The sequence below is a fragment of the Streptococcus suis genome (assembly GCF_002960445.1).
Taxonomy (GTDB): Bacteria; Bacillota; Bacilli; order Lactobacillales; family Streptococcaceae; genus Streptococcus; species Streptococcus hyiners.
In genome coordinates this window covers 1-322 of sequence record NZ_POJD01000047.1, presented here as the reverse complement: position 1 = coordinate 322, position 322 = coordinate 1, and the positions used below count along the sequence as shown (strand labels likewise).

Here is a 322-nt window from a genome sequence, read left to right as displayed (position 1 = left end):
TACCTGTGAAGGTCGTTTTACCAGCACCCTGCAATCCAGCCATCATAATGATAGTTGGAATTTTTGGTGATTTGATAATTTCTGAAGTTTCAGAACCTAATACAGCCGTCAATTCTTCATCAACGATTTTGATAATTTGTTGAGCGGGGTTCAGGGTTTCAATGACTTCATGACCGATAGCACGTTCACGCACCTTCTTGATAAAGTCTTTTACAACTGGCAAGGCAACGTCGGCTTCTAGTAAGGCCAGACGAATTTCCTTAGTTGCTTCCTGAATATCACTCTCAGAAATTTTTCCCTTACGACGCAGATTTTTAAAAAC

General features: G+C 40.4%; 1 protein-coding gene. It reads right to left on the bottom strand.

Annotated elements, in window-relative coordinates:
- Positions 1–322, bottom strand: a 322-nt coding sequence (locus tag C1G53_RS00245) for a signal recognition particle receptor subunit alpha (protein ID WP_192873091.1), incomplete at both ends; no start/stop codon positions are given.